Below are 8,656 nucleotides of genomic sequence, written 5' to 3'. Positions count from 1 at the left end.
GCGGGGCGGCGTACATCGCTATGCCAGCAGGGCTCAGAGAAGACGGTCAGAGCGTCAGGTCACGCTTCAGTGTGTTCTGCTGCGATGACTACCTTCCGAAGATTGGCTCCGACGCCAGTTTCACGAGGTCCCGATGCTCTGCTGGTTCCGGAAGATCCGTCTGCGCTACCTGTCCCAAGCGCTTCCCCCGGCAACTCCTCATGAGGGGGTCCGGGGTAGCACCAGGTTCTCGTAGTCCAGCGTTAGCTTGTGACTTTGATGCTTCAGTGCAGCGGAGACCGCGCAGGACACTGTGAGGCTATTGGGCGCACCCGCGCGGCATCCGACCTGAAATGTGGCACTTTGCGGCCGTCTTGACTCAACGCTCGATGGGACGTTGAGAGCAGCCGGCGTATTAACTCTTCCGCTTAGTTCCGCGTGAATGCGCGTGCTGACTTGGCAAAGATCGAAGCGATCCTGGTATGGACTGCATGCCAGGATCGACGCAGCGGACGTTCCGGCTTGTCGGGGATGGCGGTTCGCGCCGCGCCACTCGATGATGCTTCGAGGCGAGCAGCGTCGACTTCGGACGCCGTCGCACTTGGTGTCCGGCGGTTTTCAAGATGTTCGCCATCGAAGGTGCTTCCGGTGTACCAGTTTGCAGCGAAGGTAGCCGCATCGGCGGCAGCCCGCTTAGCCGCCCTTGCGGACGAACCCGAGTGATGCGCCTGGCGCAAGAGGGTGATCGCGGCGCGCTTCATCAACGGTGTGGTGGCCGCTTGCCCGGCTTCGCGAGCAAGTTCGGCCGCGGCCTGTGCGTAAACGTTCGCGGTGCGAGCTGCGTGTCCTGCTTTGGCTGCGGCGTCTACGGCAGAGTTTGCGGTGCTGCACTGTCGGGTGCGGGTGACGTGTGTATGAGTGGCGGCCGCGGCTTGGGAAGCCATCTGTACGAGTCGAGCGATTTGGGTTGCGCGGTCGCGGTCACTTCGAATGCGGTCGTCGAGGAGCGTCATGGGGGATGTCCTTCTGTGCGGGTTTATTGACCGCAAGCATCGGTTCCGCCGGACTGGGTTGCGGCACCACGCGTGTGGATCCTGAGCACCATGGTCGGCAAGGTTCTGTTTTCCCTCTTGGGGATCGTTGGGATGGTGCCTGGACGCAGCGAGACGCTGTGGTTCACACAGGATGTGGGTGCAAGTCGGTGATGTCTACGCGGGTGTCTGCCCAGGCGTCGAGGAGTGCTTGGTCATGGCTGATCGCAAGGAGGCCCGCTCCCGTGTTGGCGTAGGTGGACAGCACGTGGGTGAGGGTTGCGGTGGTTGCGGGGTCGAGCATCGCTGTTGCTTCGTCGCAGAGCAGGTAGGCGGGTCGGGCGGCCAACGCACGGGCGAGGCAGGCTCGTTGGAGTTGTCCGTCGGAGACCTGTCCGGGTGTGCGGTCGAGGAGGTCCGCGGTGAGGCCGACGCGCTGGGCTAGTTCGATCACCGTGTGGTGGGGGCCGCTGCGTAGGGGTTCGGAGATGATCTGACCCAGTGTCAGCCGTGGATTTGTCGCGGCGCGGGGTGATTGGTGCAAGAGTCCGATCGTTCCCGACATGCGGCCACGCCGGGTGATGATGGGCTGTCCGTCGCAGGTGACGGTGCCGGAGTCGGGAATGTGTAACCCGGCGAGGATCCGTGCGAGGGTTGTTTTTCCGCTGCCGGAGGGACCGGTGAGGCCGACGATGCGGCCGGGGGTAAGCGTAATGCTGACGTTGTGGAGGATCCGCTGTGGGGACGTGTCGTATCCGCAGGTGATGTTGGATGCGGTGAGGGTCATTGCGTGGGCCTTCCGGTCGCTGCGCGGTCGGCGAAGGTGTAGGTCGGGTCGAGGTTGGTCAACTCCGGCGGTAGTCCCGGGATGGGGTGCAGTCCTCGCGACGGGAGAGCTGCGAGTAACGCGCGACTGTAATCGTGGCTTGGCTGGTTGAGTACCGTTGTTGCGGGGCCGGCTTCAACGATTCGGCCGGCGTACATGACCGCGATGTCGTCAGCTACTCCCAGGGTTTCGAGTGCCTGCACGTCGTGGGTGATCAGCAGGACTGCGGCGCCGCGGTCGGCATGGGCGCGTAACAGCCGTAGTACGTGTGCGGTGGCCTGCGGGTCGAGTCCGGCTGTGGGTTCGTCTGCGAGGAGCAGTGGCGGGTCGGCGCACAGTGCTGCCGCCAACCCAATTCGCTGCGCCATGCCGCCGGACAGTTCGTGCGGATACGAGTGTTGAAGGTGCGGTGGCAGGCCAACGTGCCCGAGTAGCGCTTCGACGGTTGTGGCCGTGTCCGTTGCTGAGATGGTTTCCGTCAGTTGCCGGCCGATCGTGCGGGTGGGGGTGAACGAGGCAGCGGCTGATTGCGGGGCGAAGCCGACGGTGCGGCCGCGCAGGGTCTGCCAGTGGCGCTCGCGTGCGCGGCTCATATCGCGGCCGTCGACGATGATGGTGCCTCGGCGCAGGCTTCCTGCAGGAAGTAGCCCGCTCAAGGCGGAAGCGAGGATGGACTTGCCGCAACCGGATTCACCGACCAGTGCGGTGATCGTGCCTGATGCTAGAGCCAAGGACACCTCAGTGGCGGCGTGAACCACGCCCGCGCGGGTATGGATCCGTACCGTGAGGTCGTCGACGAGTGCCACTGGGGTTGTGCTGATCATCGGGCTACCTCCTGAGTATCGGTGGCGACGCGGCGGGAGGTGGTCAGCGCTGCGACCGCCAAGGTTGTGACGACGAGTGCACCGGCGGGGGCCGCCAGGGTCCACCATGCGCCGGTCAGGAGATCTCCGCGAGCCTGCTCCAGCAACGTTCCTATGCTCGGTCGGTCTGGGGAGAGTCCGAAGCCGAGAAAGCTCAGCGTCGATTCGTGCCAGATGGCGTGGGGAAGCAGCATCAGCACTGCGATGAGTGCCTGCCCGGCGGCGGCTGGCAATAGGTGCTGGCGCATCACGTGTGTGCGGCTGGCACCCCACAGGTAGGCGGCCTCGACGTATTCGGCGCAGCGCACAGCCAGAATTTGTCCACGTACGAGTCGGGCGACTTGCGGCCAATGGGTAAGTGCGATCGAGGCAATGATCGCAGGTAAGGAGCCGGGAAACATGGCCACGATGACGATGCCGAGCAGCAGATGTGGGAGGGCGTTGACCGTGTCGGTTCCGCGCATCAGGACAGCGTCGAGCCTGCCTCCGAGGGTTGCTGCGACGGCACCGATGCTCACGCCGATCAAGGTGGAGGTGATTGCGCAGAGCGCGGCGATGGCCAGGGAGATTCGCAATCCTTCGGCGGTGCGGACGAACAGGTCGTAACCGAAGTGGTCGGTGCCGAACCAGTGCGTTGTGCTTGGTGCAGTCCGGGATGCGGTGAAGTCGGCGGCCTGCGGTCCGGCGATCCAGGGGGTGAGTAGGGCGTAGCCGATCATGATCACCAGAAGTGCTACACCAACACGTTGACCTGTGGTGATGGCATGTCCCTTGGTGGGTGTGAGATCAGACATCAGCGGTGATCCTCGGATCGATGAGCAGATACAGCACGTCAGCCAGCAGTGATCCGGCGAGCACGACTGCCGTCGTCGCGACTGTCAATGCTGCGAGCAACGGGAAGTCCATCGCCTTCGCTGAGTCCACGACGGCGGCCGCCAATCCTGGCCATGCGAAGACCTCCTCGATGAGGACAGCGCCGACAATCAACTCCGGGAGGCGGGCTCCGATCAACGTCACCATCGGGGTCAGCGACATGGGCAGGACGTGCTTACTGATCACCGTGGAGCGGGTCAGCCCACGGGTTCGCGCGCCGCGCACTGCCGCAGAACCCACCGTCTCGGCGACGGCCGACCGCACCGCCAGTAATAGCCATGGCACCTGCATGACCGCCAGGGTCACGGCGGGGAGCACGAGGTGCCGGCCGACTTGTCCGACGCTGTAGGCCGCTCCTGGATCGGTGGCGCCGGAGACCGGTGCCCAACGCATCAGTACCGCGAAGACCAGCACGGACGCGAGAGCGAGAACAAAGGGTGGCACGGCCTGGACCACTACCGACACGGCCACGCACAGCCGGTCAGACCACGATCCAGGACGCAGACCGGCGAGGGTGCCGAGCAGCAAGGCAATCAATGCCGCGAGTGCCAGTGCGGTGGCGGACAGTAGCAAGGTCCACGGCAGTCGTTCGGCGAATACGGAGGTCACCGGCTGCGTGTAGATCCGCGATTGCCCTAGATCCCCCCGGGCGCCGGCAGTGAGCCACTGCCACCACAGGTTCCACCAGGGTGCGTCGAGGTTGAGTGCAGCGCTGATGCTGGCACGGTCTGCTGTGCTGGTCGCCTGATAGCGATCCCCCAGATATGCCGCTAGTGGGTTGAACGGTGACCGGTTGGCCAAGAAGAACACCCCAGCGGATACCGCCAGCAGTAGCGGGATGCTGATCGCGATTCGGCGGAGTATGAGGTGGCAGAGGTCGCGGCGGCGGCGCTGCCATCGTCCGGTCGGGGTACAGGTTAGGGCCGGGGTGCTGTCGATGGCGGGTGAGGGGCCGGACGTCAGAGTGGTCATCGCTGCCACCTGGCGACGTTCCACCATGGCCCCCAGGTGGTGCCGTGGGTGTGCGGTTCGAGTACCAGAGGTCCGGTGTCCCACGTGTTGTCGGTGGTGGCGTAGGTGTGGTCGAGGAACGCAAGGAACACATGGGTGGGGTGCTGGATGTATGCGTCCTGCACCTGCTGGTATGCCGCTGTCCGCACGTGCGGGTCGGTGCTGCGGCGCGCCGATTCGAGGGCTTCGTCGACGCCGGGGATGGTGAAGTTGGCGGGGTTCGAGTAGGTGGGGGTGTTGGGGCTGCGTGAGTGCAACGTCTCGTAGACCTGGGTGTCGATGCTGTACGGCTTGTCTCCGCCTCCGAGCAGGATGGCTGCGGATTGTGCGTGTCTTTCGATCTCGTCCCAGGTGGCACCGTGCAGGGATACGTCGATGCCCAGCGGTTGGACAGCGGAGGCGAAGGCGTGTGCGAGGTCTCGGCGGGTGGTGTCCGAGGCGGGGTACATCAGGGTGAACTCGGCGCGATGGCTGCCTTTGGTGCGGATACCGTCGGCGGCAGGGATCCAGCCTGCGTCGTCAAGAATGCGCTTGGCTTCCTCTGGCGCGTAGTCGAATACGGCATGGGGATTGTAGGAGTCGCCGTAGACGTCGTTGAACGGCGTCGATGCGGGTTCTCCGTACCCGCCGAGGACGTGCTCGATGATCGAGTCTCGGTCGACTCCGATGTTCAGAGCGATGCGGGCACGTTCGTCGCTGGTGAACGGGTTGGTTGAGGGGAGCGAAACGCCTCGCCAGTCCGCGGTTCGAACCGCAACAATCGACACCGCGGGGTCAGTGAACGACGACGCCAGCAACGGTGGGATCACCGTGCCTGATAGGGCACCGGATCGCAAGTGCTGCGCACGGGTGTTGTCGTCCGGTTCGTAGGTGAGGACCAAGTTGGTGACTTCGGGTTCTCCGGCCCAGTAGTTGGGGTTCGCTTTGAATACGGCTTGGTCGGGCCGCAACTCGGTCAGGGTGTACGGGCCGGTACCGACTGGTTGAGTGTTGAGCTGCGAGTCGCGGGCGGGGCCGTCGGCGATGAGTTCGGATGGCGCGATTCCGAGGAGGAGTCGAGCGGGGAAGTCGGCGTAGGGGTAGCGGAGTACGAACTGGACGTGCAGCTCGTCTACGGCGGTGACAGTGTCGATCATGTCGTAGGACGCTGCAATCTCCGATCCGGTCCCCGGGTCGAGCACTGAGCGGTAGGTGGCCACGACGTCGCCTGCATCGAGCGGAGTGCCGTCGTGAAAGTTCACTCCTTCGCGCAGCGCAACGTCCCACACGGTGTGGTCCGGGTTGCTGATCGGCTGTGATGCAGCCAGAGCTGGGACCAGTTCTGGAATCGCGTTGTCCGACTGTGATTGTGGGCGCAACAGCCCGTCATAGAGCGGTGAGACCCCGAGTTCTCCGTAACCGTTGATGGGGTTGTACTCCCCCAGCGGTTGCGCGTCGGCAAGGACCAACATGCCAGATCTGTCGCTTGTCGGGCTGCTGGTTGCCGTGGAGCAGGCCGCGGTGAGGGCTGCAAGCCCTGCAATCGCGGCGCGCGTGTAGATGCGGGCGCGTGAACGCATTCAGTGTCCTTGTGGTTGTACATCTCCGATGTGTCCAGTTGAACACATGTAGAGGTGATGAGCCAGAGACAGGGGCGATATATTGCCCTCCACCTGGCAACTGACGTGTAGTCGCCACAATGCGGAGGGTTCATGGCTGACAGGGGGCCTCTAGACAACTTATCCACTGCGGAAGGTGGCGACGAGCCGGCGCCGGGCCTGGGGAACGCAGCGAACAAGCCATCACGCTTTTCCGGCAGCAGTGACGACGACCTGGAGCTATACCGTTCATTCGGCGTGAAGGCGTACGACAGGGGCGACCTCGAACAAGCTGTGAAGGGACCTGAACGCGTCGTCTGGCCGTGGCATCAGGAGCCATATTGAGACTCTGCGCCGTCGCATCGACAATTAAGGACAGATCCATGCACACTCACACCGAATCGGGCCTCGACATCCCCGGATGGTCGAGTCGATTTCACCTCCTCGGAGACCCGACACGTCTGCGTCTCCTGGCCGCGATGCACCATGCCGGCCCCGGGACGGCCACGGTCACCGAGCTCGCCGAAGCTGCGCAGATCACGAAAACTGCGGCGTCACAGGCATTGCGCGTACTGCGGTTACAGGGATGGGTCCGTGACGAGCGAATCGGTCGCACTGTGCGCTACACCCTGATCGATACGACGGTGCACGAGTTGCTGCACCTGATGGGTGCGACCCACGACTGATCTGGTCAGTCGCAGGGCCGCGTCACCGCATGACTACCTAGCGCATCGCCCGAGGTCACGGACGTACTCGCAGATGGATCGATGCGGGATTAGGTCCGCTTCGCCGTCTACATAATGCTCGGTATCCCACATGGGAGTTCGGCTCTCCCACGACGAACCTGCTTCGTCCGTCCTCTGAAGGCGTTCCTCGACCTCATCGGCGGTCATCGACGTTTCCTTCAGGAGGTAGGCGTGCATCTGGTCTCGGGTAAGCACTCCGGAGACCGGTCCATCGGAGACTGTGGTCCACCAGACATATTCGTCGAGTTCAGGAGCGGATTTGTAGATGATTCTGGGCACGATAGATCCGTTCAGGAAGGTAGCTGGAGGGGTGGTCAGTGCGGGTGGCAGGTCACGCAACCGCGTCGGGTCGCGTGCAGGATACGTAGTCCCGCGTGTATGTCGTCGTCGCTGGTGACGACCACCGCGTAGGGGTGGCCACCGATGTGCTCGACGTAGTTCTCGACATCAGAACCGCGGACTGGTGTGCGTTGCTCCCAGCAGGCGTATTCGATGGCATTCGAGATCCACCTGCGGATTTCGGCGACAACGATGGGAACCTGCACCGCTGCGGTGAGGTTTACCCAATCCTCCGAGAAGACCGTCCTGGCCTGCTCGTCTGTCATCGGGATGTCTTCGGTAAGGAGTTCACACACCGAGTTGGCAACTTCGATGATTGTGTTGTCTGGGATTGCGTCGAATGCTTTCTGGAGCGTGTGTTGTGCGACCTCACCTGCGATCGGGCGCATCGCGGCGTCGTGTGGATACTCGATGATGACCGGGCGGTGAATCGTTGCTGCACTCACTGTTTCGGGTCCCTCCGTCTGCTGATTTGTTCTGCCCGATCCTGGCTGTGGGCTGGGGAAGGTGCGGCATCTTGCGGAGGTTGTTCGTGTGCGGCGGCCGGTTTGTCGGGCGCTGGCGCGTCTCGGAGGGACGGGTGTGGGCAGCGGTGGCGCGGCGGCCGTAGGCCGTGCGGACAGGGCATCCGGTGAAATGGAACGAGCCGGAGAACCGTCAGGGATTCTCCGGCTCGCAGTGTCCCGAGGGGTGAAGGGGACGTAGTTCAGGGCACGCGGTCAGGTTGGGGATCATCTGAACCCCAGGGCCGCCCGGCGTCGGTCCAGTCCCCATAGAAATGCATCTGTGCAGCGTCGACGGCCTGCTGTGCCGCGTCGACGCCGTAGGCATCAGCGGTGTACAGCAGCAGGTTCGCAATGGTGTCGCTGATGGCGGTGATCGGGTCACTTCGGCGACCGGGCCTCGCCGCGGTTTCTGCAAGGGCACGTCCTCGACGAATCGCCCGGAGCAGCGATTCGTGCTCGGTGTTGGTGCACGCAGCCTTGGAGCACGCCAGGCACAGGTCGGTCGATGCACGAGCTTGCTCTCCACCATCGTGCGCACCCGCAACCTGCATGGAAGGAAGACCCACCGTGGTGTCGAGAACATCACCGTCGTTGACGACGAACATGATGCGTTGTCCTTCAGGGGCGTCCACGCCTACGAGAAGCGCACCTGCCACCGTGTTCGATCGGTGTGCGTAAATCTGCGCGTCGACGCCTGAGACTCGGGTCCGCACGAGCCCATCGTTGTCGCTCGTGTCGGACGCTCTGCTCGCGTCGTGCTCACCATCGTGGCCCGGAGCCCCGTAATCTGCCATGCCGCATGAGCACCTCTCGATTGTGGCGGTGTTGTCCATCGCGTCTCCTCGCCTTGTACTGATTCGCTCACACATCTCATCCGACGAGGTTCGGGTGCGCGGCATGACTGG

Annotated in this window: 9 protein-coding genes; 1 reads left to right on the top strand and 8 read right to left on the bottom strand. The window is 63.7% G+C overall.

The genetic code is table 11. The annotated features are described in order from the left end of the window. Nucleotides 1-407: 407 nt before the first annotated feature. The 6 genes from ACLBYD_RS25550 to ACLBYD_RS25525 form a co-directional block, all read right to left on the bottom strand. On the bottom strand, nt 408-992 hold the full coding sequence (locus ACLBYD_RS25550; RefSeq protein WP_237211420.1) for a hypothetical protein: 585 nt from the start codon (nt 990-992) through the stop codon (nt 408-410). 163 nt (nt 993-1,155) lie between these two features. Next, nucleotides 1,156-1,797, bottom strand: a complete 642-nt coding sequence (locus ACLBYD_RS25545; RefSeq protein WP_237211421.1) for an ABC transporter ATP-binding protein — start codon at nt 1,795-1,797, stop codon at nt 1,156-1,158. Next, the gene (locus ACLBYD_RS25540) at nt 1,794-2,660 is read right to left on the bottom strand and encodes an ABC transporter ATP-binding protein (protein WP_237211422.1); all 867 of its coding nucleotides are present in this window, start codon (nt 2,658-2,660) and stop codon (nt 1,794-1,796) included. Before ACLBYD_RS25540 ends, ACLBYD_RS25545 begins: the two co-directional genes overlap by 4 nt. Further along, nucleotides 2,657-3,493 (bottom strand): ABC transporter permease, encoded by an 837-nt coding sequence (locus tag ACLBYD_RS25535; RefSeq protein ID WP_237211423.1) that lies wholly within the window; start codon nt 3,491-3,493, stop codon nt 2,657-2,659. Before ACLBYD_RS25535 ends, ACLBYD_RS25540 begins: the two co-directional genes overlap by 4 nt. After that, on the bottom strand, nt 3,486-4,544 hold the full coding sequence (locus ACLBYD_RS25530) for an ABC transporter permease (RefSeq protein WP_237211424.1): 1,059 nt from the start codon (nt 4,542-4,544) through the stop codon (nt 3,486-3,488). Before ACLBYD_RS25530 ends, ACLBYD_RS25535 begins: the two co-directional genes overlap by 8 nt. Then, entirely contained in the window at nt 4,541-6,034 is a 1,494-nt protein-coding gene (locus ACLBYD_RS25525; RefSeq protein ID WP_254584634.1) for an ABC transporter substrate-binding protein, read from the bottom strand. The genes ACLBYD_RS25530 and ACLBYD_RS25525 overlap by 4 nt, the downstream gene beginning before the upstream one ends. Before the next feature lie 509 nt (nt 6,035-6,543). Here ACLBYD_RS25525 and ACLBYD_RS25520 point away from each other — a divergent pair. Next, entirely contained in the window at nt 6,544-6,846 is a 303-nt protein-coding gene (locus ACLBYD_RS25520; RefSeq protein ID WP_064257640.1) for an ArsR/SmtB family transcription factor, read from the top strand. Between the two features lie 374 nt (nt 6,847-7,220). Here ACLBYD_RS25520 and ACLBYD_RS25515 read toward each other — a convergent pair whose 3' ends face one another. Continuing rightward, nucleotides 7,221-7,634, bottom strand: a complete 414-nt coding sequence (locus ACLBYD_RS25515; protein ID WP_447818594.1) for a hypothetical protein — start codon at nt 7,632-7,634, stop codon at nt 7,221-7,223. A 317-nt stretch (nt 7,635-7,951) separates the two neighbouring features. Next, nucleotides 7,952-8,584: a hypothetical protein gene (locus ACLBYD_RS25510; protein WP_237211427.1), complete on the bottom strand. Its 633-nt coding sequence runs from the start codon at nt 8,582-8,584 to the stop codon at nt 7,952-7,954. Nucleotides 8,585-8,656: the final 72 nt, after the last annotated feature.

Source organism: Rhodococcus sp. C26F (assembly GCF_053345925.1).
This window is presented reverse-complemented; position numbering and strand designations above follow the sequence as displayed.

What these genes read in the sequence shown, in the direction of transcription:
- ACLBYD_RS25550 (WP_237211420.1), bottom strand. Translation starts at nt 992, where the DNA reads ATGACGCTCCTCGACGACCGCATTCGAAGTGACCGCGACCGCGCAACC.
- ACLBYD_RS25545 (WP_237211421.1), bottom strand. Translation starts at nt 1,797, where the DNA reads ATGACCCTCACCGCATCCAACATCACCTGCGGATACGACACGTCCCCA.
- ACLBYD_RS25540 (WP_237211422.1), bottom strand. Translation starts at nt 2,660, where the DNA reads ATGATCAGCACAACCCCAGTGGCACTCGTCGACGACCTCACGGTACGG.
- ACLBYD_RS25535 (WP_237211423.1), bottom strand. Translation starts at nt 3,493, where the DNA reads ATGTCTGATCTCACACCCACCAAGGGACATGCCATCACCACAGGTCAA.
- ACLBYD_RS25530 (WP_237211424.1), bottom strand. Translation starts at nt 4,544, where the DNA reads ATGACCACTCTGACGTCCGGCCCCTCACCCGCCATCGACAGCACCCCG.
- ACLBYD_RS25525 (WP_254584634.1), bottom strand. Translation starts at nt 6,034, where the DNA reads ATGTTGGTCCTTGCCGACGCGCAACCGCTGGGGGAGTACAACCCCATC.
- ACLBYD_RS25520 (WP_064257640.1), top strand. Translation starts at nt 6,544, where the DNA reads ATGCACACTCACACCGAATCGGGCCTCGACATCCCCGGATGGTCGAGT.
- ACLBYD_RS25515 (WP_447818594.1), bottom strand. Translation starts at nt 7,634, where the DNA reads ATGCGCCCGATCGCAGGTGAGGTCGCACAACACACGCTCCAGAAAGCA.
- ACLBYD_RS25510 (WP_237211427.1), bottom strand. Translation starts at nt 8,584, where the DNA reads ATGGACAACACCGCCACAATCGAGAGGTGCTCATGCGGCATGGCAGAT.